This is a genomic window from Citrobacter portucalensis, assembly GCF_002042885.1.
GTDB classification, from domain to species: domain Bacteria; phylum Pseudomonadota; class Gammaproteobacteria; order Enterobacterales; family Enterobacteriaceae; genus Citrobacter; species Citrobacter portucalensis.
This window is the reverse complement of the sequence record NZ_MVFY01000006.1, coordinates 122,003-143,223: the sequence shown is the minus strand read 5'-3', so window position 1 is coordinate 143,223 and position 21,221 is coordinate 122,003. Positions and strand designations below refer to the sequence as shown.

At 51.1% G+C, this 21,221-nt stretch carries 20 protein-coding genes and 2 tRNA genes; 9 read left to right on the top strand and 13 right to left on the bottom strand.

Annotation, left to right across the window (positions count from 1 at the left end):
• Positions 1-3 precede the first annotated feature (3 nt).
• The 13 genes from BZK40_RS11005 to cydA all read right to left on the bottom strand — a co-directional run bounded on the left by BZK40_RS11005 (position 4) and on the right by cydA (position 9,398).
• Positions 4-79: transfer RNA gene (locus BZK40_RS11005), tRNA-Val, on the bottom strand.
• 36 nt (positions 80-115) lie between these two features.
• Positions 116-191 (bottom strand) — tRNA-Lys (locus tag BZK40_RS11000).
• Between the two features lie 165 nt (positions 192-356).
• Positions 357-1,148, bottom strand: a complete 792-nt coding sequence (cpoB, locus tag BZK40_RS10995) for a cell division protein CpoB (RefSeq protein ID WP_003831441.1) — start codon at positions 1,146-1,148, stop codon at positions 357-359.
• A 9-nt stretch (positions 1,149-1,157) separates the two neighbouring features.
• Positions 1,158-1,676, bottom strand: a complete 519-nt coding sequence (gene pal, locus BZK40_RS10990) for a peptidoglycan-associated lipoprotein Pal (RefSeq protein WP_003022983.1) — start codon at positions 1,674-1,676, stop codon at positions 1,158-1,160.
• A 34-nt stretch (positions 1,677-1,710) separates the two neighbouring features.
• Positions 1,711-3,003 carry a Tol-Pal system beta propeller repeat protein TolB gene (gene tolB / locus BZK40_RS10985; RefSeq protein ID WP_003022981.1) on the bottom strand — a complete coding sequence of 431 codons (1,293 nt, stop codon included), beginning with the start codon at positions 3,001-3,003 and terminating at the stop codon, positions 1,711-1,713.
• Between the two features lie 131 nt (positions 3,004-3,134).
• Positions 3,135-4,388 carry a cell envelope integrity protein TolA gene (gene tolA, locus BZK40_RS10980; RefSeq protein ID WP_079934627.1) on the bottom strand — a complete coding sequence of 418 codons (1,254 nt, stop codon included), beginning with the start codon at positions 4,386-4,388 and terminating at the stop codon, positions 3,135-3,137.
• 64 nt (positions 4,389-4,452) lie between these two features.
• Positions 4,453-4,881: a colicin uptake protein TolR gene (gene tolR / locus BZK40_RS10975; protein WP_003022978.1), complete on the bottom strand. Its 429-nt coding sequence runs from the start codon at positions 4,879-4,881 to the stop codon at positions 4,453-4,455.
• Positions 4,882-4,884: 3 nt separating this feature from the next.
• Positions 4,885-5,577 carry a Tol-Pal system protein TolQ gene (tolQ, locus tag BZK40_RS10970; protein WP_003022976.1) on the bottom strand — a complete coding sequence of 231 codons (693 nt, stop codon included), beginning with the start codon at positions 5,575-5,577 and terminating at the stop codon, positions 4,885-4,887.
• A complete protein-coding gene (gene ybgC / locus BZK40_RS10965) occupies positions 5,574-5,978 on the bottom strand; it encodes a tol-pal system-associated acyl-CoA thioesterase (RefSeq protein ID WP_003831439.1) in 405 nt (134 codons plus the stop codon). Before ybgC ends, tolQ begins: the two co-directional genes overlap by 4 nt.
• A 275-nt stretch (positions 5,979-6,253) precedes the next feature.
• On the bottom strand, positions 6,254-6,547 hold the full coding sequence (ybgE, locus tag BZK40_RS10960; RefSeq protein ID WP_003831434.1) for a cyd operon protein YbgE: 294 nt from the start codon (positions 6,545-6,547) through the stop codon (positions 6,254-6,256).
• The gene (gene cydX / locus BZK40_RS10955) at positions 6,547-6,660 is read right to left on the bottom strand and encodes a cytochrome bd-I oxidase subunit CydX (protein WP_003022970.1); all 114 of its coding nucleotides are present in this window, start codon (positions 6,658-6,660) and stop codon (positions 6,547-6,549) included. The genes ybgE and cydX overlap by 1 nt, the downstream gene beginning before the upstream one ends.
• 14 nt (positions 6,661-6,674) lie before the next feature.
• Entirely contained in the window at positions 6,675-7,814 is a 1,140-nt protein-coding gene (gene cydB / locus BZK40_RS10950) for a cytochrome d ubiquinol oxidase subunit II (RefSeq protein WP_003831431.1), read from the bottom strand.
• 15 nt (positions 7,815-7,829) lie between these two features.
• Positions 7,830-9,398, bottom strand: a complete 1,569-nt coding sequence (cydA, locus tag BZK40_RS10945; protein WP_008784156.1) for a cytochrome ubiquinol oxidase subunit I — start codon at positions 9,396-9,398, stop codon at positions 7,830-7,832.
• A 1,217-nt stretch (positions 9,399-10,615) separates the two neighbouring features.
• Between cydA and glmS the strand changes: the two genes are divergently transcribed.
• The 9 genes from glmS (at position 10,616) to BZK40_RS10900 (ending at position 21,212) form a co-directional block, all read left to right on the top strand.
• Positions 10,616-11,065, top strand: a complete 450-nt coding sequence (gene glmS / locus BZK40_RS10940; RefSeq protein WP_003022963.1) for a methylaspartate mutase subunit S — start codon at positions 10,616-10,618, stop codon at positions 11,063-11,065.
• Positions 11,065-12,453: a methylaspartate mutase accessory protein GlmL gene (gene glmL / locus BZK40_RS10935; RefSeq protein WP_003831429.1), complete on the top strand. Its 1,389-nt coding sequence runs from the start codon at positions 11,065-11,067 to the stop codon at positions 12,451-12,453. Before glmS ends, glmL begins: the two co-directional genes overlap by 1 nt.
• An 18-nt stretch (positions 12,454-12,471) precedes the next feature.
• The gene (locus BZK40_RS10930) at positions 12,472-13,917 is read left to right on the top strand and encodes a methylaspartate mutase subunit E (RefSeq protein ID WP_079934626.1); all 1,446 of its coding nucleotides are present in this window, start codon (positions 12,472-12,474) and stop codon (positions 13,915-13,917) included.
• Complete coding sequence (locus tag BZK40_RS10925) at positions 13,917-15,158, top strand: methylaspartate ammonia-lyase (protein WP_032942736.1); 1,242 nt, start codon at positions 13,917-13,919, stop codon at positions 15,156-15,158. The genes BZK40_RS10930 and BZK40_RS10925 overlap by 1 nt, the downstream gene beginning before the upstream one ends.
• Positions 15,159-15,161: 3 nt before the next feature.
• Positions 15,162-16,532, top strand: coding sequence for an acyclic terpene utilization AtuA family protein (locus BZK40_RS10920; protein WP_003022951.1), 1,371 nt, complete (start codon positions 15,162-15,164; stop codon positions 16,530-16,532).
• The gene (locus BZK40_RS10915; protein ID WP_003831425.1) at positions 16,529-16,846 is read left to right on the top strand and encodes a DUF4387 domain-containing protein; all 318 of its coding nucleotides are present in this window, start codon (positions 16,529-16,531) and stop codon (positions 16,844-16,846) included. Before BZK40_RS10920 ends, BZK40_RS10915 begins: the two co-directional genes overlap by 4 nt.
• Before the next feature lie 169 nt (positions 16,847-17,015).
• Positions 17,016-18,323 (top strand): dicarboxylate/amino acid:cation symporter, encoded by a 1,308-nt coding sequence (locus BZK40_RS10910; protein WP_079934625.1) that lies wholly within the window; start codon positions 17,016-17,018, stop codon positions 18,321-18,323.
• A gap of 125 nt (positions 18,324-18,448) precedes the next feature.
• On the top strand, positions 18,449-19,450 hold the full coding sequence (gene glsA, locus BZK40_RS10905; protein WP_032942734.1) for a glutaminase A: 1,002 nt from the start codon (positions 18,449-18,451) through the stop codon (positions 19,448-19,450).
• A gap of 109 nt (positions 19,451-19,559) precedes the next feature.
• On the top strand, positions 19,560-21,212 hold the full coding sequence (locus tag BZK40_RS10900; protein WP_057068971.1) for a class I fumarate hydratase: 1,653 nt from the start codon (positions 19,560-19,562) through the stop codon (positions 21,210-21,212).
• Positions 21,213-21,221 lie beyond the last annotated feature (9 nt).

The window sequence follows — 21,221 nt, the reverse complement described above, 5'->3', positions numbered from 1 at the left end:
GAGTGGTGGGTGATGACGGGATCGAACCGCCGACCCCCTCCTTGTAAGGGAGGTGCTCTCCCAGCTGAGCTAATCACCCGATACTGCGCTGGATACTACTTACTAACTAAGTTAGTGGTGGGTCGTGCAGGATTCGAACCTGCGACCAATTGATTAAAAGTCAACTGCTCTACCAACTGAGCTAACGACCCACTTTTTTTGCCGCTTTCGGGCTGTTTGATATCCCTTGGCAACGGCGGCATATATTACTGATTTCAGATTTTAGCGCAACAAAAATTTCGATGTAAATAACTCAACTGCTTAGGAATCACACGACGCGACCAGAATTAACACGATTTCTGGTCGCATGGTGTTCATTACATCGCGCCAAGGCGTTTTTGCGCTTGTTTCGCGCCATCAGTGCCAGGGTATTTAGTGATAACCTGCTGATAAACGGCTTTCGCTTTCTCTTTATCACCTTTGTCCTGCATGATGACGCCGACTTTATACATCGCGTCTGCAGCCTTTGGTGATTTCGGGAAGTTTTTGACTACTGAAGCAAAATAGAACGCTGCATCATCTTTTTTCCCCTTGTTGTAATTCAACTGACCCAGCCAATAATTCGCATTTGGCAGGTAAGTTGAGTCTGGGTACTTTTTAATGAAGTTCTGAAATGCTTCAATCGCGTCATCCTGGCGGGATTTATCCTGCACCAGAGCAATGGCCGCATTGTAATCGGTATTCGCATCGCCAGTTTGTACCGGAGCACCTGACGCTGCCGCTGCACCCGCATCAGGTGCAGGGGTTGCTGCTGCCCCACTCTGATCGCCGCCCGCAGATTGCGCCGCAGGTGCACTACCGCTACCAAGATTATTCATCTGCAGCAATATCTGCTTCTGGCGTTCAACAACCTGATTCAGTTGATACTGATTTTCCTGAATTTGACCGCGCAGGGAATCAATATCGGACTGATTATCGGAGAGTTGTTGCTGGAGTTGGGTTAAAAGCTGACTGTGAGCGTTAGAAATACGCTCGAGTTGAGTGACACGGTCTTCGACCGAGCCAGAGCCGACACTACTGATTGGCGCCTGTGCAAAAGCGGCCCAGGGGGCCGCTATGCCAACCAGTAACGACAGACTCAACAGATGATGTCTGAAGTTACTGCTCATGCAATTCTCTTAGTAAACCAGTACGGCGCGACGGTTTTTGGCGTAAGCCGCTTCGTCATGACCCAGTACTGCAGGTTTTTCTTTACCGTAAGAAACGATGGAGATCTGGTCAGCAGAAACGCCTTTACCCTGCAGGTACATCTTAACGGCGTTCGCACGACGCTCACCCAGGGAGATGTTGTACTCAGGAGTACCACGTTCGTCCGCATGACCTTCTACGGTGACTTTGTAAGACGGGTTGCTACGCAGGAAGTTAGCGTGAGCATCCAGCATTGCAGCGAAGTCAGAACGGATATCGTACTTGTCCAGATCGAAGTAAACGATGTTGTTCTGCTGCAGCTGTTGCATCTGAAGACGCGCTTGCTCTTCAGAAGACATGTTGCCGCTGCCGTTTGCATCCATACCAGTGCCGGCACCCAGCATGCCTTCGCTGCCGTCATTGCTGGCGTTCTTGTTAGAAGAACACGCTGCAATAGCCATAACAGGCAGAGCAATCATCAGCCCTTTCAGCACTTTGTTCAGTTGCATTTCAATGATTCCTTTATTAATCAATTATTTATTATCACAGATACGGCGACCAGGCAGGGAATTTAACCTGTCCATCAGTTGCCGGAAGACGCGCTTTGAAACGCCCATCTGTAGAAACCAAATTCAGCACGGATCCCATCCCCTGAGAAGAGCTGTAGATTACCATAGTGCCGTTAGGTGCCAGACTTGGCGTTTCGTCCAGGAACGTTGACGACAGAACTTGTACGCCACCCGCTACCAGATCTTGTTTGGCAATGTGTTGCTGACCGTTGGCCGAGCTTACCATTACCATAAATTTACCGTCGCTGCTCACATCCGCATCCTGGTTTTGCGAACCTTCCCAGGTAATGCGCTGCGGAGCACCGCCGTTGACGTTAACTTTATATACCTGCGGACGACCGGCCTGGTCAGACGTAAAGGCCAGGTTTTGGCTGTCCGGGAACCAGGTAGGTTCCGTGTTGTTGCTACGACCATCCGTCACCTGACGGATCTGACCGGAACCAATGTCCATGACATACAGGTTCAGGCTACCGGTTTTAGACAGGGCAAACGCCAGTTTGCTGCCATCCGGAGAAAACGCAGGCGCACCGTTGTGACGTGGGAACGAGGCTACCTGACGAACCGCGCCGTTAGACAGTGTCTGAATAACCAGTGCAGAACGACCGCTTTCAAAGGTAACGTACGCCAGTTTTGAACCGTCCGGGGACCACGCCGGAGACATCAGCGGCTGCGGAGAACGGTGTACCACGAACTGGTTGTAACCATCGTAGTCGGACACACGTAATTCGTACGGGAACTGACCACCGTTGGTCTGAACAACATAAGCGATACGGGTACGGAATGCACCTTTAATGCCGGTCAGTTTTTCAAACACTTCGTCACTTGCAGTATGGCCCGCGTAACGCAGCCACTGCTTGTTCACTTTATAGGTGTTCTGTGCCAGTACGGTACCCGGTGCGCCACCGGTGTCAACCAGCTGATAGGCAACGCTGTAAGAACCATCCGGGTTCGGCGTAACCTGGCCGACGACTACGGCATCAATGCCCAGCGCAGACCAAGCGGCAGGTTGAACTTCCTGCGCGGTACCGGGCTGCTGAGGCAGACGAGAACGGTCTAACGGGTTAAATTTACCGCTGTTACGCAGGTCAGCACCTACGATACCACCGATATCTTCAGGTGCAGCACCCGGTCCTGCCCACTGGAAGGGGACAACACCAATCGGGCGCGCCGAGTCCACCCCCTGGGTGATCTCGATACGTACTTCTGCGTGCAGCACCGCTGCCCACAGCATCAGAAAACCAAATGCTACTCGTAATGCCTGCTTCATCATATCTCCCTTATCTGGACGGAAAGCCCACGATAATTTAGCAGAATGTTAACAAACTCAAATACACAAAACTACCAGAACTCTGTCTCAACCTTAGACCGTTTTCTTCCGAAAATTCGGGAAAACCCAGCTTACGGTTTAAAGTCCAGAGGTGCGTTTTTAAATACTTCGTATACCGCCTGGCTTGGTGGTTTTGGAATCTTCGCCTGTCGGGCTGCGGCAAGCGCAGCCTGACAAAGTGCGGGATCTCCACCTTCAGACTGAATATCCAGCAACATACCATCAGAAGCCAGTTTTATCCGCAGCGTACAGGTTTTGCCTGCATAGGACGATGCGTCGTAGAACTTACTTTCAATAGCAGATTTAATCTGCCCTGCATAATTACTGATGTCCGCGCCCGATGCGCCATTATTTTTAGTATTACCACTCCCTGCCGGGGAAGCATTGTTTCCTTTCGCTCCACCGCCCGATTTCGGTGCATTCTTACCGGAGCTCAGGTCACCCAACAAGTCGTCAACGCCAGAGGCTGCAGCGGCTTTTTCGGCCGCAGCCTTTTTAGCAGCAGCTGCTTTATCTGCCGCAGCTTTCTTATCGGCAGCGGCTTTCTCAGCTGCAGCTTTTTTGTCTGCTGCTGCTTTTTCTGCAGCGGCTTTCTTATCAGCTGCCGCTTTTTCAGCAGCGGCAGCTTTCGCGGCAGCGGCTTTTTCTGCTTTCTCAGCAGCAGCTTTCTCGGCTGCTGCTTGCTTAGCGGCCTCAGCCTGTGCTTTCTTCGCAGCGTCCGCAGCTGCCTTAGCAGCTTGTGCTTCTGCAGCTTTCTTCGCATCAGCGGCGGCTTTAGCGGCTTCAGCCTCAGCTTTTTTCTGTGCGTCCGCAGCGGCTTTCTTCGCGGCATCTGCCGCTTGCTTAGCCTGAGCATCAGCTTTAGCCTTCGCGTCTGCAGCAGCCTTCGCCGCAGCCTCTTCAGCCTGTTTCTGTTGCTCTTGCGCTTTCGCTGCGGCGGCTTCAGCTTGCTTCTGCTGTTCCGCCTGTTCGCGCACTTTTTCCTGCGCGGCTAAACGTTCTTTTTCCAGCTGCTTCAGTCGCTCTTGCTCAGCTGCCTGCTTCTCGCGAAGTTCTTCAGCTTGCTGCTGCGCCTGCTTTTCACGCTGCTCTTCAGCACGTTTCGCACTTGCCTGCTGTTGCTGCTGCCTGTCGTACTGTTGCACAACGGCGCCTGGATCGACCATAACGGCGTCGATGGACGAACCGCCACCGCCGCCGGCTGAAGCATCAATGTGCTCATCGAACGAACTCCAGATCAGCGCTGCAAATAAAATGACATGCAGCACCGCTGAAATAATTATCGCCCTTTTGAGCTTGTCGTTTTGTTCGGTTGCCTTTGACACTCTCGGTTCCCAAAAAACTGTTCGCCTGTTACGTGCTATCTTTCAAGCCAGCAAAACGCAGTCATCAGATTGGCTGCGTCATCAAGCCAACCGATTTTACGCCTGCACTGTGTAACAAGTTCAGCGCTTTAATTATTTCATCATAAGGCACGTCTTTCGCACCACCGATTAAAAAGACCGTTTTCGGATTGGTCTGCAGGCGGCTTTTCGCTTCCGCAATAACCTGCTCCGGTGGTAGTTGATCCATACGATCTTTCTCAACCACCACGCTGTATTGCCCAATACCGGAAACTTCAATAATGACCGGGGGTTCGTCGTTACTGCTGACGGCTTGCGACTCGGTCGCATCCGGCAGGTCGACTTCCACACTCTGCGTAATGATCGGTGCGGTTGCCATAAAGATCAGCAACAGCACCAGCAGTACGTCGAGCAGCGGTACAATATTGATTTCGGACTTGAGTTCGCGACGACCTCGTCCACGCGTTCTGGCCATGGCTTACCCCTTGTTGCTCTCGCTAACGGTAAACGCCTGGCGGTGCAGAATCGCGGTGAACTCTTCCATAAAGTTGTCGTAATTCAGTTCCAGTTTGTTCACGCGCTGGTTCAGACGGTTGTAGGCCATAACCGCCGGGATTGCCGCAAACAGACCGATAGCCGTTGCAATCAACGCTTCTGCGATACCCGGTGCGACCATTTGCAACGTCGCCTGTTTTACCGCGCCAAGCGCGATAAATGCGTGCATGATCCCCCAAACGGTACCGAACAGACCGATATACGGGCTGATGGAGCCAACGGTTCCGAGGAATGGAATATGCGTTTCCAGCGTTTCCAGCTCACGGTTCATCGAGATACGCATCGCACGGGAAGCCCCCTCAACGACCGCTTCCGGCGCGTGGCTATTTGCCCGATGCAAACGCGCAAATTCTTTGAATCCGCTGTAGAAAATTTGCTCCGAGCCCGCCAAATTATCACGACGCCCCTGGCTTTCCTGGTACAGGCGCGACAATTCAATGCCGGACCAGAACTTGTCTTCAAATGCTTCGGCTTCACGTGAAGCAGCATTAAGAATACGGGTCCGTTGGATGATGATGGCCCAGGATGCGATTGAGAAACCAATCAAAATCAACATGATAAGTTTAACCAGAAGGCTTGCCTTCAGGAACAAATCAAGGATATTCATGTCAGTCACTGCTTAAACTCCGCGACAATAGACTTGGGAAGCGCACGAGGCTTCATTTTGAGTGGATCAACGCAAACAATCAGAACTTCGGCTTCATTCAGCACGGTGTTCTCTGCGTTGACAATGCGTTGCGTGAAAACCAATGAGGTGCCACGCATTGACGTAATTTCGGTTTGAACTTCGAGCATATCGTCGAGCCGGGCAGGCGCAAAATACTCGAGGGTCATCTTGCGCACCACAAAGGCGACACGTTCGGCCAACAGGACCTGCTGACTGAAGTGATGATGACGAAGCATTTCTGTGCGTGCTCTTTCATAAAAAGCGACGTAACTGGCGTGGTAAACCACCCCACCGGCATCGGTATCTTCATAATAGACACGAACCGGCCATCGAAACATATACTTATTCATTCCTACTGCCTCTTTGTTGGCTTCGCCCACTCGCACCAGTTACTTACCTTTGTAAGCGTCTGGTGATTCGCGTTCTTGCCGCCGCGATGCATCAAGAATGTCGTTGTATATCGCGCTGTCTTCACTGTACATCCCGGTAATGCAACAAAAGGTTAGTGCTTTCAAACTTCGCTACTATACGCGCGGGAATGGTGCTTTGGAATGGGGGAAAGTAAACGGAGAGTAAAAAATTATGGGCTTATGCAAGCCCATAAATATTTAAGGATGTTTCTTATTCAAAAGAAGAAGAAAATCAGACCAACAACGAGGACAATATCCGCGATCAGCGGGCAGAAGATGCCCTGCCAATGTACGGCGCGAGGACGGAAGCCAACGCCGTGAATAATGCCTGCGCAGACCGCCCACATCAGCAGGAAACCATGCCAGATTTCAAGCTCGCTGGTTTTGGCCGCGAAACGAGACGGATCCCAGAATATGCAGCCAGCCAACACGATTGCCAGCACAAATGAAAGCGCCCGCAAGGGGCGCTTGTCCATCGCGTTGTATACCATCGCGATAATGTTGGTCATTAGCTATCTTCTTGCCCGGCTTTGCCTGATTCAACGTGCTCAAGCGCCAGCGCTGTGATTATCCCAAATGCACAGGCAAGAAGCGTTCCCAAAATCCATGCGAAATACCACATTTTAAGCTCCTTACTTAGTACAGAGAGTGGGTGTTGCTTTCAATATCTTCTTTAGTGATGCGACCGAACATCTTCCAGTAACACCAGCTGGTGTACAGCAGAATGATCGGTACAAACACCGCCGCGACCCAGGTCATCAGATTCAATGTACGCTGGCTGGAGGTGGCATCCCACATGGTCAAACTTGCGTTCATCATGGTGCTGGATGGCATCACAAACGGGAACATTGCGATACCGGCAGTCAGGATGATGCAGGCTAACGTCAGTGAGGAGAAGACGAACGCCCATGCCCCTTTCTCCATACGAGAAGTCAGGATGGTTAACAGCGGCAGAACCACGCCCAGTGCAGGAACCAGCCACAGGATAGGTGCATTGTTAAAGTTCACCATCCATGCGCCAGCCACACGAGCCACTTCTTTGGTCAGCGGGTTAGAGGCGGCATGATGATCCAGTGCAGAGGTCACAACATAACCGTCAATACCGTAAATTACCCACACACCGGCCAGCGCGAAGCAGACCAGAGTCACCAGCGCCGCAACCTGTGAAGTTGCACGAGCACGCAGATGCAGTTCACCTACCGTACGCATCTGCAGATAGGTCGCACCCTGGGTGATGATCATCCCAACGCTCACGACACCTGCCAGCAGACCAAACGGATTCAGCAACTGGAAGAAGTTACCGGTGTAGTACAAACGCATGTAGTCATCTACGTGGAACGGAACCCCTTGCAGCAGGTTACCGAACGCCACGCCAATCACCAGCGGTGGCACGAAGCTACCAATGAAGATGCCCCAGTCCCACATGTTGCGCCAGCGCATATCTTCAATCTTAGAGCGGTAGTCAAAACCGACCGGACGGAAGAACAAGGACGCCAGAACCAGAATCATCGCCACATAGAAACCGGAGAACGCAGCGGCATAGACCATCGGCCAGGCAGCGAACAGTGCGCCACCCGCGGTGATGAGCCAAACCTGGTTACCGTCCCAGTGCGGGGCAATGGAGTTAATCATAATTCGACGCTCGGTATCATTACGACCGAGGAAACGGGTGAGCATGCCCACCCCCATGTCGAAGCCATCAGTGACCGCAAAACCAATCAGCAGAATGCCAACCAGCAGCCACCAGATAAAACGCAATACTTCATAATCGATCATTTGACGACTCCTGTCTTAGCGTGCCGGCTGAGAAGTCACAGTGGACTGCTCGTAGTGATAACGACCGGTTTTCAGGCTACTCGGCCCAAGGCGTGCGAACTTGAACATCAGATACAGTTCAGCCACCAGGAACAGGGTATACAGGCCGCAAATCAACAGCATCGAGAAGATGAGGTCGCCAGCAGTCAGCGAAGAGTTCGCTACGGCTGTTGGTAACACTTCACCAATCGCCCACGGTTGACGACCGTACTCTGCAACAAACCAACCGGATTCAATAGCAATCCACGGCAGAGGAATCGCATACAGCGCGGTGCGCAGCAGCCATTTTTTCTCACCGATACGGTTACGAAGCACAGTCCAGAAGGACACCGCGATAATTGCCAGCATCAGAATGCCGCATGCCACCATGATACGGAAAGCGAAGTACAGCGGCGCAACGCGAGGAATAGAATCTTTCGTTGCCTGCTGAATTTGCGCTTCGGTCGCGTCGGTAACTTTGTCCGTATAGCGTTTCAACAGCAGACCATAACCCAGGTCTTTCTTCATGCTGTTGAACTGGTCACGAACGGCCTGGTCGGTAGTACCAGCACGCAGTTCTTCCAGCAACTGATACGCTTTCATCCCGTTACGGATACGCTCTTCGTGTTGCACCATCAGATCTTTCAGACCAATGACTGGTGTATCAACAGAGCGGGTGGCAATGATGCCCAGCGCATAAGGAATTTGAATCGCAAAATGGTTTTCCTGCGCATCCTGGTCCGGAATACCGAACAGCGTGAAGGAAGCCGGTGCAGGCTGAGTTTCCCATTCTGCTTCAATCGCAGCGAGTTTGGTTTTCTGCACGTCGCCCATTTCGTAACCAGATTCATCACCCAGAACGATAACAGACAGAATAGCAGCCATACCAAAGCTGGCAGCGATAGCAAAAGAACGTTTAGCAAACGCGAAGTCACGACCGCGCAGCATATAGTAGGAGCTGATACCCAGAACGAACATCGCGCCACATACATAACCAGATGCCACAGTGTGAACAAATTTCACCTGTGCTACCGGGTTGAGCACCAGTTCAGAGAAGCTCAGCATCTCCATACGCATGGTTTCGAAGTTGAAATCCGCTGCGATTGGGTTCTGCATCCAGCCGTTCGCAACCAGAATCCACAACGCGGACAGGTTAGAACCCAGAGCCACCAGCCAGGTGACACACATATGCTGGACTTTACCCAAACGGTCCCAGCCGAAGAAGAACAGACCTACAAAGGTGGATTCGAGGAAGAAGGCCATCAAACCTTCGATCGCCAGCGGCGCACCGAAAATATCCCCTACATAGTGGGAGTAGTAAGACCAGTTAGTCCCGAACTGGAACTCCATGGTCAGACCGGTAGCCACACCCAGAGCGAAGTTGATACCAAACAACTTGCCCCAGAACTTGGTCATATCTTTATAAATCTGTTTGCCGGAAAGGACGTAGACCGTTTCCATGATGGCCAACAAGAACGCCATACCGAGCGTCAGTGGCACAAACAGGAAGTGGTACATCGCGGTCAAGGCAAACTGTAAGCGCGACAGTTCGACTATATCTAACATCATGACTCCTTGCTCATCGCATGAAGACTCCGAGAGTGAACCCCGTTAGAAAGGGTCACACGCATGCCCCAATACAAATTTATCTGCTTCCTTCCGCCGCTACCCTTTCCTCTCATTTGAAGAAAGGACAATGATGAAAGGTTACAAACATGTTAATAAAACACTCAAATTGATCCCGCAATTATATTACGCCGTAAAATCCTTACAATAAACAGGTTTTTATCGAGACAAATTTGCATTTTTCGATAGTGATCAATTTATAGCTAATTTACCACTTTCAGACCAATTTGATCTGAAGCAATTTACCCTCTTTTGATGCTGTTTTCCAAGTTTTAAACATTGATTTAAATCAATTTTCAAACTTAATGTTAATAGTGTTTAACACTCACGCTACTAGTAAACGTGATGTTAACAATATGTTTTTCAATGAGTAATTGCCGTTACTACAAATGATAGGATATTTATTTAAATGTACACGATCTTTTAACCAGCCCGGATGACTTAATTGATAGAAGATAAAGAATCACTAATGCTGGGTAGCTCACAGTTTTTTGTTTAGCAAGTCATGGATTTGTTATTTCATACAAATTATTCATTTAAATTTTACTTATAATTAACACCGAGATGTAACTATCTCAACTGGAAGCGAAAACGTTCCACAATGACCGATGCATTGCGTTTGTCGTTCTGCGAGAGAACGCTGACGTTTCGCTTAAGTCATCACTGAAAGTTATCATTAACACCCCCTCTTCTCTTATGTGGCAAAGATTAAATATGCCACAAACATTTCCTTATCATTTTTATCCTAAATTTAACAAAAATGAATTGTGACATATAAGATTAAAAAAGAAAAAACCGTTATGTCGTTCACAAGTTAATTAGTAATTGGGATTTTCGAAATTATTTAAAACACGTCATAAACGGCGCGCATAACAAAATAAGATTTCGATCACAAACATGGCAAGTCATTTATTACCCAATTCTCTAATAAATTAAACCCAGCTAAGAAAAGATAATCTATCACGTTGATTATGAAAGGATTTTATAGATGACAAATATAACAATCATTTTTCTCAGGATATTTTGAAAATAGATCAATTGCTTCCTTTTTCGCTTCCACAGAAACTCCAACCCTATTAAGAGGTTGTCACAATCCATGTTCTAAATATTAGAAAATAATTTCACTTATTGACCATCAGCCCTACAGAGGATTACCCATGAAGAAATCTACACTTGTTATTGGCGTCATCGGTGCTGACTGCCATGCAGTAGGTAATAAAGTTCTGGATCGCGTTTTTACTGCTCATGATTTTCACGTAATCAACCTCGGGGTGATGGTGAGCCAGGATGAATATATTGATGCTGCGATTGAAACAGGCGCCGATGCCATCGTGGTGTCCTCTATCTACGGTCATGGCGACATTGACTGCCTCGGATTACGTGAGCGCTGCATCGAACGCGGCCTTGGCGACATTCTGCTGTACGTCGGCGGCAACCTGGTCGTCGGTAAACATGACTTCGCCGACGTGGAAGTGAAGTTTAAAGAGATGGGCTTTAACCGGGTTTTCGCCCCCAGCCACGATCTGGAAGATGTTTGCGCGCTTATCACTAATGATATTCACCAACACAATGGCCTCGAACAGCGTTGCCTGGAAGAGGCCATCTGATGCAAACAGTTTCTGTCGATATCGGCTCGACATGGACCAAGGCAGCCCTCTTCGCACATGAAGGCGAGGAATTAACCCTGGTAAACCATGTCCTGACCCCAACCACCACACATCATCTGGCAGACGGTTTTTTTGCCAGCCTGAATCAGGTGCTGAATGTTGCCGATGCTCGCCCGTTACTGAAAAGTGGTGAAGTGCAGTTGAAATACTCCTCCTCAGCGAAAGGTGGGCTCGCCGTTGCAGCAATGGGGCTGGTGCCTTCCATTACGCTGGAGTCGGCAAAAGTTACCGCCCATTCGGCAGGAGCGAAAATCGCGCAATATTATTCGTACAAGCTGAACCGTCATGACATCCAGGAGCTGGAATCATCACCGCCAGACATTCTGTTGTTTACCGGCGGGACAGACGGTGGCGAAGAAAGTTACGGCCTGGCGAATGCGCACGCGCTGGCAGGCTCAAAGCTTGATTGCGCCATTATCTACGCCGGAAACCGGGACATTCAGGACGAAATACAAACGATTCTGGGACATAAGGATCTGACCACGGTAGACAACATTCTGCCGGACCTCGATCACCCGAATCCGTTTGCCGCGCGCCAGGCGATTTGCGATGTGTTCTTGTCACGCATAGTCAAAGGCAAAGGTCTGGACGTTATCGTCGGCGAAACAGGCGAAGAGCCTATGCCGACGCCATGGACGGTATATGAGTTAGTCAAAGCCATTAGCGATTACGACAGCGCATGGAAGGAATTCATGCTGATTGATATGGGCGGAGCCACCACGGATGTCTATTCGGCCAGCGCGAATACCCTCTCCCCCGATACCGTCCTGCATGGTGTTCCTGAACCGTTCGTCAAACGTACCGTTGAAGGCGACCTTGGAATGCGCGTTTCCGCCGTTGTGGTAGGAGAAAGCACGCAGGATATGGTGAAAGTCATCTTCGCCCAGCAGCCACAGCGCGAGGAAGCGTTTTACCGCTATCTACGCCACCTGGTTGGGCAACCGGATTACCTGCCACTCAGCGAGGAAGAGAAATATTTCGACACCCTGCTGGCAGGTTTATGCGTGGGCTATGCCGCTGAGCGCCACGCGGGCACTAAAAAGCAGGTTTGCACCTGCGTGGGTAATGTGGATTTACAGATGGGTCGCGATCTCACCACCGTACGCAAAGTCGTCGGTTCAGGGGGATGGCTCTCTCGCGCCAGCCAGTTCGATATCCATAACTGGCTCAAATACAGGGAGCTGGACGACCAGGGTAAAAGAATTCTGTTACCGAATCAGTTTGAGTATTACCGCGATTCAAATGGCCTGCTCCCTCTACTGGCAAACGTCGCCAGGCTGTACCCGCAAGCCGCTGCTCGCACCAGCATTCAGTGTTTAACCCTATAAAACTTAAGGCAGCTACGAATGGAACTTCGAAATAAAAAATTGACCCACGACGAATTTATGACCGAAAGGCATCAGGTGTTACAAACCTGGGAAACCGGCAAAGACGTTGAGAACTTCGAAGATGGCGTGAAGTACCAGCAATCAATTCCAGAGAAAAAGCGTTTCTCCCTCGCCCTGTTGAAGGCCGATCAGGAAGGTAAAACTCTGAGCCAGCCGCGCGCAGGTGTGGCATTAATGGATGAGCATATTGCGCTGCTCAAAACATTGCAGGAAGAGTGCGACCTCCTGCCAAGTACTATCGATGCCTATACCCGTCTGAACCGCTATGAAGAAGCCGCTATCGGGATCCAAAAATCCATCGAAGCAGGTACTTCCAAGCTGAATGGTTTACCGGTCGTCAATCACGGGGTTGCTGCCTGCCGTCGTATGACTGAATCGCTGGATAAACCGATCCAGGTTCGCCATGGTACACCGGATGCGCGTCTGCTGGCAGAAATCGCCATGGCCAGTGGCTTTACCAGCTACGAAGGCGGCGGTATCTCCTACAACATCCCTTACGCCAAACGCGTCACCCTGGAAAAATCTATCCGCGACTGGCAGTACTGCGACCGTCTGATGGGTCTGTACGAAGAGAACGGCATTCGCATCAACCGGGAACCGTTTGGTCCGCTGACCGGCACGCTGATCCCGCCGTTCATGTCCCACTCAGTCGCGATTATCGAAGGTCTGCTGGCGCTGGAACAGGGCGTGAAGTCTATTACCGTCGGCTACGGCCAGGTCGGTAGCCTGACACAGGATATCGCTGCTATTCAGGCACTGCGTGAACTGTCCCACGAATACTTCCATAACCATGGCTTCGACGATTACGAGCTGAGCACCGTTTTCCACCAGTGGATGGGCGGATTCCCGGAAGATGAAGCAAAAGCCTTCTCCGTTATCGCCTGGGGCGCAGCGGTTGCCGGTATGTCTGGTGCCACAAAAGTTATTACCAAAAGTCCGCACGAAGCATTCGGTATCCCAACCGCGGCAGCTAACGCCCAGGGTCTGAAAGCGTCACGCCAGATGCTCAACATGGTCAGCGATCAGAAATTCCCGCAGTGCGCTGCCGTGGAGCAGGAAGTTGACCTGATTAAGAGCGAAGTCCGCGCGGTATTGAAGAAAGTCTTCGAACTGGGCAATGGTGACATTGCGCGCGGTACGGTGCTTGCCTTTGAAGCTGGCGTGCTGGATGTGCCTTTCGCTCCTGCCGCCTGTAACGCCGGTAAGATCCTGCCTGTTCGCGATAACACAGGCGCAATCCGTATTCTTGAAGCCGGTGCCGTGCCGCTGCCGAAAGATATTCTCGCCCTGCACCACGACTACGTTGCAGAGCGCGCACATTTCGAAGGTCGCAAGCCTTCTTTCCAGATGGTCATTGATGACATCAACGCCGTATCCCACAGTAAATTAATAGGAAGACCATAATGAAAATTAAACAGGCCCTTTTCACAGCTGGCTACTCCTCATTTTATTTTGACGATCAGCAGGCCATCAAAAACGGCGCCGGTCATGACGGGTTTATCTATACCGGCGATCCGGTAACGCCTGGATTTACGTCTGTTCGTCAGGCGGGTGAATGTGTTTCCGTACAGCTGATTCTGGAAAACGGCGCGGTGGCTGTGGGCGATTGCGCAGCGGTGCAATATTCAGGTGCAGGCGGTCGTGACCCGCTGTTCCTGGCTGAAAACTTCATTCCGTTCCTCAACGACCACATCAAGCCGTTGCTGGAAGGTCGTGACGTTGATTCGTTCCTGACCAACGCCCGTTTCTTTGACGAACTGCGTATTGATGGCCATCTGCTGCATACCGCCGTACGTTATGGTCTGTCTCAGGCGCTGCTCGACGCAGCGGCACTGGCTACCGGTCGTCTGAAAGCCGAAGTGGTTTGTGATGAATGGCAGCTGCCATGCGTCCCGGAAGCCATTCCGTTATTTGGTCAGAGCGGCGACGACCGTTATATCGCCGTCGACAAGATGATCCTCAAAGGTGTGGATGTCCTACCGCATGCGCTGATCAATAACGTAGAAGAGAAGCTGGGCTTTAAAGGTGAAAAACTGCGTGAGTACGTCCGCTGGTTATCTAACCGCATCCTGAGCCTGCGCACCAACGATAGCTATCACCCAACGCTGCACATTGATGTCTACGGCACCATCGGTCTGATCTTCGATATGGATCCAGTGCGTTGCGCCGAATACATCGCCAGCCTGGAAGCCGAAGCGCAAGGCCTGCCGCTGTACATTGAAGGCCCGGTTGATGCCGGTAACAAGCCGGATCAGATCCGCATGTTAACCGAGATCACTCAGGAGCTGACTCGTCTGGGTTCTGGCGTGAAAATCGTTGCGGATGAATGGTGTAACACCTATCAGGACATCGTGGACTTCACCGACGCGGGCAGCTGCCACATGGTGCAGATTAAAACCCCGGACCTGGGCGGTATTCACAACATCGTTGATGCAGTGCTGTATTGCAACAAACACGGAATGGAAGCCTATCAGGGCGGTACCTGTAACGAAACGGAAATCAGTGCTCGTACCTGCGTACACGTCGCGCTGGCCGCGCGTCCAATGCGCATGCTGATCAAACCGGGTATGGGTTTCGATGAAGGTCTCAACATCGTGTTTAACGAAATGAACCGCACCATCGCGCTGTTGCAAACTAAGGATTAAGAGATGGCACGCACATTTAAGATCTTATCGCCTACGGCTATCCTGGGTTATGGCTTCCCGGAAGAAAGTTTTCGTAAAGCCATGGAAGAGTCACCGGATCTTATTGCTGTTGACGCAGGTTCCTCCGATCCTGGCCCCCACTACCTGGGGGCAGGTAAACCCTTTACTGACAGGGCCGGTGTGAAACGCGATCTGCGCTATATGATTGTGGCAGGCGTTAAGAACAACATCCCTGTCGTGATCGGCACAGCCGGTGGTTCTGGCGCAGCTCCGCATCTGGAGTGGTGTCGCCAGATAATCCATGAGATCGCGCAGGAAGAAAAACTGTCTTTCTCAATGGCGCTGATTCCGTCTGATGTCGACAAAGAAATCGTTCATCAGGCGCTGGATAACGGCAAAATCACCGCGCTCGATTTTGTGCCTGAACTGACTCACGAGGCCATTGAAGAGAGCACCTACATTGTCGCGCAGATGGGCGTCGAACCTTTCCAGCGTGCGCTGAAAGCCGGTGCGCAGGTGGTCCTGGGCGGACGTGCCTACGATCCGGCCTGCTTCGCCGCGCTGCCGATTATGCAGGGCTTTGATGAAGGTCTGGCGCTTCATTGCGGTAAGATCCTTGAGTGTGCAGCCATTGCCGCCACCCCTGGTTCCGGCTCAGATTGTGCGATGGGAATCATTGACGATAACGGCTTTACGCTGAAGGCGTTCAATCCCAAGCGTAAGTTCACCGAGACTTCCGCAGCAGCGCACACTCTGTACGAGAAGTCAGATCCGTACTTCCTGCCAGGGCCAGGCGGTGTGCTGAACCTGAAGGCATGCACTTTCACCCAGGTTAACGAGGGTGAAGTGTATGTCAGCGGTTCACGCCATGAAGAAACACCGTATGCGTTGAAACTGGAAGGTGCACGCCAGGTTGGCTTCCGTTGCCTGACCATCGCCGGAACACGTGACCCGATTATGATTGCCGGGATTGACACGATTCTTGAAGAGGTACAGGCAAGCGTTGCACGTAACCTCTCACTGAATGACGACAGTATCCGTATGACGTTCCACCTGTACGGTAAGAACGGTGTGATGGGCAACCATGAGCCGATGAAAACTGCGGGCCATGAACTGGGAATTTTACTGGATGTCGTTGCGCCAACACAGGATATCGCTAACAGTGTTTGCTCGCTGGTGCGCTCTACCCTGCTGCACTACGGCTATGAAAATCGTATTGCGACTGCGGGCAACCTCGCCTTCCCGTTCTCGCCATCTGATATTCAGAGTGGACCGGTGTATGAGTTCTCGATCTATCACCTGATTGAAGCGAGCGATGCGCTGCGTTTTGATTTCCACATTGAACAGGTGACGCCAGAAGGAGTTCAGGCATGAAACACTCAATTTGTTCACTGGCACAAGTTATTCGTTCCAAAAACGCCGGACCGTACGAACTGGTTTTAGATATTTTATTTAAAACAAGGGAAGACTATCAGCGGGTAAAAGCCTGCGAGCAATTAACGCCGCAGCTTATTGCCGGTTTATATAATGTTGAGCCTGAATTTATTCACAATATCGTCTGGTTCGATCCAGCGAATGCCGTAAAAATCGTCATGCCACGAGATATTATTTCCGGCAACGTCGGTGACAATGATGTTTATGGTGCGCAGCAACACGCTCCATTATTAAGTATTGAGTTCGACTTGTAACAAAAAAACACAATAACAACCATTGGAGCACAGAATTCAGCTGTATCACAGTGCTTCGAATTATTCATGCGGTTGGTCACAACAGGCGTGCGTCTGAGCTGCTGTCCAGGTTCAGGCGCACGCCACCCTACACAATTCCAATTACCAGCCTTTATCCGATGGAGTACACATGAAGAAAATTAGTTTAACGAAGATGATCATATTAGGCCTGATACTCGGCATGATTGCCGGGGTGGCCATAAATAATATGGCCGCGGCTGAAACAGCAAAATCTTATGCAGCAGATATTTCCATTTTCACCACCATATTCTTACGTATGGTGAAAATGATTATCGCTCCATTGGTTATTTCAACTCTGGTTGTAGGTATTGCCAAAATGGGCGATGCCAAAACGCTGGGACGTATATTTTCGAAAACCTTCTTCCTGTTTATTTGCGCCTCTCTGGTGTCAATTGCACTGGGTCTGGTTATCGTTAATATCTTCCAGCCAGGCGCAGGTATCAACTTTGTGCCACATGACGTCGGAGCCGTTGCCGCCGTTAAGTCAGAGCCATTCACGCTGAAAGTATTCATCTCACACGCGGTACCGACCAGTATTGTCGATGCGATGGCGCGTAACGAAATTCTGCAGATCGTCGTGTTCTCAATCTTCCTCGGTTGCAGCCTCGCTGCGATTGGTGAAAAAGCCGATCCTATCGTGAAAGTGCTGGATTCACTGGTGCACGTCATGCTGAAGCTGACGGGTTACGTCATGCTGTTTGCACCATTGACCGTTTTTGCCGCTATTTCAGGTCTGATTGCCGAACGTGGTCTGGGTGTGATGGTTAGCGCCGGGATCTTCATGGGTGAGTTCTACCTTACGCTGGGTATGCTGTGGGCGATCCTGATTGGCCTGTCTACGATGATCGTCGGGCCTTGCATCGCACGGTTAACTAAATCAATCCTCGAACCCGCTCTGCTGGCCTTTACCACTTCAAGCTCTGAAGCCGCCTTCCCGGGTACGCTGGACAAGCTGGAAAAATTCGGTGTTTCTTCAAAAATCGCCAGCTTCGTTCTGCCTATCGGTTATTCCTTTAACCTGGTCGGTTCCATGGCTTATTGCTCATTTGCCACCGTCTTTATTGCCCAGGCGTGCAACATCGAACTGAGCATGGGCGAGCAAATCACCATGCTGTTAATCCTGATGCTGACCTCAAAAGGAATGGCAGGCGTACCGCGCGCATCAATGGTGGTTATCGCTGCAACCCTGAACCAGTTCAACATTCCAGAAGCAGGTCTGATTCTGCTGATGGGGGTCGATCCGTTCCTCGATATGGGTCGTTCCGCCACGAACGTTATGAGTAACGCCATGGGCGCTGCCATTGTGGGTCGTTGGGAAGGCGAACACTACGGCCAGGGTTGCCGTGGAACTGCGCCGGTGAAGACCCCGGAACAAGAACGTCCGGTGACCGAACCGTCAGAAGTTGCCATCTCCTGACACAACGCCATTGCCGGATGGCGCTCGCGCTTATCCGGCCTACATAACGTTTAACCATCCGTAGGCCGGATAAGGCGGTACGCCGCCATCCGGCACCAAGATGAGCACACCAACAGGAATGCATAATGAATAAAACAATTCTCGGCGTGAGTCTCTTTTCTTTCAGCGTCTTGTTTAGCGCAACCACATTCGCGCAAACCACGCCCGACTACGCCAAGCTGATAGAACAGGCTCATCAGAAGTACAAAAGTAACAACGATGGAAAAGTCGCCGACTACATCCCTGCTCTGGCGACCTATAGCCCGAAAAATTTTGCCATCACCATTGCGACGGTGGACGGCAAGATCTACCAGGTTGGCGATGTTAACAAACCTTTCCCAATGGAATCCCTGAGTAAAGTGTTCACCATGGCGCTTGCCATGGAGCAGCACGGTCCTCAGGTAGTGCTGGATAAACTTGGCGCCAATGCCACCGGTATGCCATTCAACTCAGGTTTAGCCGTTGAACTGACCAAAGGCGCGCCTGAAAACCCTCTGGTAAACGCCGGGGCCATGAGCACCGTTAGCCTGATCGAAGCCAAAGACAAAACAGATCGTTGGAACAAAATCCTCGACAACCTGAACGTCTGGGCCGATGCCACTCTCACCGTGAACGAACCGGTTTTCAAATCTGAAATGGAAACCAACCAGCACAATCAGGCGCTGGCCAAGCTGATGGAATCCTATAACAGCTTCTATGGCAACACTGACGAAGCCGTTGAAATTTATACCCGCCAGTGTTCGGTGGATATCACCGTTGAGCAACTGGCCAAAATGGGTGCCGTACTCGCGAACAAAGGCAAATCTCCGTTCAACGGTAAACAGTTGCTGAATGAGAAATATGTTCCGCAGGTGCTGGCAGAAATGGCAATTGCCGGGCTTTACGACGGTAGCGGTAAATGGCTGTACACCGTTGGCATCCCGGCGAAAAGCGGCGTCGGCGGCGGCATGGTTGCCGTTGTCCCAGGCGAATATGCGATTGCGGTCTATTCTCCACCGCTTGATGAAGCCGGAAACAGCGTTCGTGCCCAGAAAACTATCGAATATGTCGCCGAAGCGACAAAAGCCAATGTCTTTTTAGCCAAATAACTTTACGCCGGATGGCGCTTCGCTTATCCGGCCTACGATTAACGCATTGATGTAGGTCGGATAAGCGAAGCGCCATCCGGTAAACAACACGAAGAGGTGAGAAGTAAACATGTCTAAACCATTTGTCTGGCAGGAACTCTTTGTTCAGAGTAAAGATAGTACCGAGTATGAATTACTTAGTAACCAGCACGTTACGGTAACGGAGTTAGACGGAGAGGAAGTGATCAAGGTTGCACCGGAAGCGTTAACCTTGTTAGCACAGCAGGCGTTTTATGAGGCTTCATTTTTCCTGCGCGCCGGACATTTAAAACAGATTGCCAGCATTTTGCACGACCCACAGGCCAGCAGTAACGATAAGTACGTCGCATTGCAGCTGCTGCGCAATGCAGAGGTTTCAGCTAAAGGCGTACTGCCCAACTGCCAGGATACCGGGACGGCAACCATAGTGGCCAGCAAAGGACAACATGTCTGGACCGGCGGCGATGACGCAGAAGCATTAAGCAAAGGCGTGTATTCCACCTTTACCGAAAACAACCTGCGTTACTCGCAAAATGCCCCGCTGGATATGTATACCGAGGTCAATACCCAGACCAACCTGCCCGCACAAATCGACATTAGCGCCACCCCAGGTAACGAATACCGTTTCTTGTTCGTCAATAAAGGTGGCGGCTCAGCTAACAAAGCGGCGCTGTTCCAGGAAACCAAATCCATTCTACAGCCGGAAAAACTCACTGCGTTCCTGATCGAAAAAATGAAATCACTGGGTACAGCCGCTTGTCCGCCGTATCACATCGCTTTTGTGGTTGGGGGCTTATCCGCCGACCAGGCGCTGAAAGTCGCCAAACTGGCTTCAACCAAATATTACGATAATCTACCCACCAGCGGGAACGAGCTGGGCCAGGCGTTCCGTGATACGGCGCTGGAAGCCGAGTTGCTCAATGCCAGCCGCGAGTTTGGCATCGGGGCGCAGTTTGGCGGCAAATACTTTGCCCACGATATCCGCGTAATTCGCTTACCGCGCCACGGCGGCTCCTGCCCAATCGCGATGGCCCTCTCCTGCTCAGCCGACCGTAACATTAAGGCCAAAATTAATAAACACGGTATCTGGCTGGAGAAACTCGAGCATAATCCGGGCAAATTCATTCCTGATTCACAGCGAGTAGAAAACGGCGCTCAGACCGTACAACTGGATCTGAACCGTCCGCTGCGTGACATCCTGCATGACCTTTCCGCTCTGCCCATTGGTACACGCCTGTCGTTAAGCGGCCCGATTGTTGTCGCTCGCGATATCGCCCACGCGAACATCAAAGCGCGACTGGATAACGGCGAACCGATGCCGGAATACATGAAAAAGCATATCGTTTACTACGCGGGTCCCGCCAAAACCCCGGAAAATCAGGCTTGTGGCTCAATGGGGCCCACCACCGGCGGGCGCATGGATGGGTATGTCGATGCTTTCCAGGCACAAGGTGGCAGCCTCATTATGCTCACCAAGGGTAACCGTAGCCAGCAGGTCACTGATGCCTGTCACAAACACGGTGGATTTAGCCTCGGCAGCATTGGCGGTGCAGCAGCCCTGCTGGCACAGCAGTACGTGAAAAGCCTGCAGTGCCTTGAATATCCCGAACTGGGAATGGAAGCCGTATGGATGATGGAAGTTAAAAATATGCCGGCCTTCGTATTAGTGGATGACAAAGGCAATAACTTCTTTAGCCAGTTCGAGCAGCAGCATCGCTGCGCAACTTGTCCGGCAGGGCATTAAGGAGTTTCC

What these genes read in the sequence shown, in the direction of transcription:
- cpoB (WP_003831441.1), bottom strand. Translation starts at nt 1,148, where the DNA reads ATGAGCAGTAACTTCAGACATCATCTGTTGAGTCTGTCGTTACTGGTT.
- pal (WP_003022983.1), bottom strand. Translation starts at nt 1,676, where the DNA reads ATGCAACTGAACAAAGTGCTGAAAGGGCTGATGATTGCTCTGCCTGTT.
- tolB (WP_003022981.1), bottom strand. Translation starts at nt 3,003, where the DNA reads ATGAAGCAGGCATTACGAGTAGCATTTGGTTTTCTGATGCTGTGGGCA.
- tolR (WP_003022978.1), bottom strand. Translation starts at nt 4,881, where the DNA reads ATGGCCAGAACGCGTGGACGAGGTCGTCGCGAACTCAAGTCCGAAATC.
- ybgC (WP_003831439.1), bottom strand. Translation starts at nt 5,978, where the DNA reads ATGAATAAGTATATGTTTCGATGGCCGGTTCGTGTCTATTATGAAGAT.
- ybgE (WP_003831434.1), bottom strand. Translation starts at nt 6,547, where the DNA reads ATGACCAACATTATCGCGATGGTATACAACGCGATGGACAAGCGCCCC.
- cydX (WP_003022970.1), bottom strand. Translation starts at nt 6,660, where the DNA reads ATGTGGTATTTCGCATGGATTTTGGGAACGCTTCTTGCCTGTGCATTT.
- cydB (WP_003831431.1), bottom strand. Translation starts at nt 7,814, where the DNA reads ATGATCGATTATGAAGTATTGCGTTTTATCTGGTGGCTGCTGGTTGGC.
- cydA (WP_008784156.1), bottom strand. Translation starts at nt 9,398, where the DNA reads ATGTTAGATATAGTCGAACTGTCGCGCTTACAGTTTGCCTTGACCGCG.
- glmS (WP_003022963.1), top strand. Translation starts at nt 10,616, where the DNA reads ATGAAGAAATCTACACTTGTTATTGGCGTCATCGGTGCTGACTGCCAT.
- glmL (WP_003831429.1), top strand. Translation starts at nt 11,065, where the DNA reads ATGCAAACAGTTTCTGTCGATATCGGCTCGACATGGACCAAGGCAGCC.
- BZK40_RS10930 (WP_079934626.1), top strand. Translation starts at nt 12,472, where the DNA reads ATGGAACTTCGAAATAAAAAATTGACCCACGACGAATTTATGACCGAA.
- BZK40_RS10925 (WP_032942736.1), top strand. Translation starts at nt 13,917, where the DNA reads ATGAAAATTAAACAGGCCCTTTTCACAGCTGGCTACTCCTCATTTTAT.
- BZK40_RS10920 (WP_003022951.1), top strand. Translation starts at nt 15,162, where the DNA reads ATGGCACGCACATTTAAGATCTTATCGCCTACGGCTATCCTGGGTTAT.
- BZK40_RS10915 (WP_003831425.1), top strand. Translation starts at nt 16,529, where the DNA reads ATGAAACACTCAATTTGTTCACTGGCACAAGTTATTCGTTCCAAAAAC.
- BZK40_RS10910 (WP_079934625.1), top strand. Translation starts at nt 17,016, where the DNA reads ATGAAGAAAATTAGTTTAACGAAGATGATCATATTAGGCCTGATACTC.
- glsA (WP_032942734.1), top strand. Translation starts at nt 18,449, where the DNA reads ATGAATAAAACAATTCTCGGCGTGAGTCTCTTTTCTTTCAGCGTCTTG.
- BZK40_RS10900 (WP_057068971.1), top strand. Translation starts at nt 19,560, where the DNA reads ATGTCTAAACCATTTGTCTGGCAGGAACTCTTTGTTCAGAGTAAAGAT.